A 960-nucleotide genomic window follows, 5' to 3' on the forward strand; every position below is an offset into this window, starting at 1 on the left:
AAAACTGGCCCGTGGAACACCAACACCTTTGAGAAGCTTCTTGCCAAGACCTTCATAATCTATGAGATAGCGCATCGCCAAACGTACTTTTTCCTTAGCAAAAATAGGATTTGTCATATTAAATCCCCAGTACATCATGGATGGCTCTAACACTTCTTCGATTTTAACATCTGTTGTTTTTTGCAGATCTGCAAGATCTTCAGGGGTCAAATCACGAGCAACATCAATATCATGTTTTTGCAACAACAAACGTTGTGTTCCGGGCTCTGCAACATGGCGAATTAAAATCTGCTTCAGTTTAGGCGCTTGTCCCCAATAGTGAGAGCTTGCACGCAACAAAAGAGCTTCTCCAGGGCGCCAACTTTTTAACTGATAAGGACCAACACAAGCAGCATGACTTTTCAAATACTGATTTCCAAAATCGCCATCTTTTTCGTGTTTCATAATTGTCTTACGATCAAGCAAAGCTGTTGCCGGACTTGCAACAATATTATTAAGAATGAGCTCTGCTGGATAAGGCTTATCAAATTTCATTACCACCGTTTTTTCATCAACAGCTTGCAAAGCATCATCAACATTTTGCTCTGTAATACCATATTCATTAAAAATTGCCGCATTACCCATCTTCAATTTGACAATCCGCTTCATACTCCAAAGAAGATCATTGGCATTGGCTGATCTGCCATTATTAAACTTCAAACCATCACGCAAATGAAAAGTAATCACCGTACTGTGATCATCACCTGAAACATCCCAATGTGTTGCTAAAGACGGAACCATTTTAGCAGGATCATCTGTCGCAGTACTGACCAAATTATCACAAACATTGCGAACAATTTCACTTCCATAAACATCATTAAGTTGTGCGGGATCAAATGTACTAATTGCATCAAGATTCCAAGCCATCACAAGGGTATCAGCCGGTGTTTTTGCTGAAGCTTGTTGTGCAACCATCGCCAA

The 960-nt window shown here is 40.1% G+C and carries 1 protein-coding gene; it reads right to left on the minus strand.

Annotated features, from left to right (window positions below; translation table 11 throughout):
* The coding region (locus tag ACFINZ_RS10080) for an ABC transporter substrate-binding protein (RefSeq protein WP_375701438.1) at positions 1 to 960 on the minus strand (960 nt) is incomplete at both ends.

The sequence above is a fragment of the Bartonella sp. AA81SXKL genome (assembly GCF_042196945.1).
In the GTDB taxonomy this organism is placed as follows: Bacteria; Pseudomonadota; Alphaproteobacteria; order Rhizobiales; family Rhizobiaceae; genus Bartonella.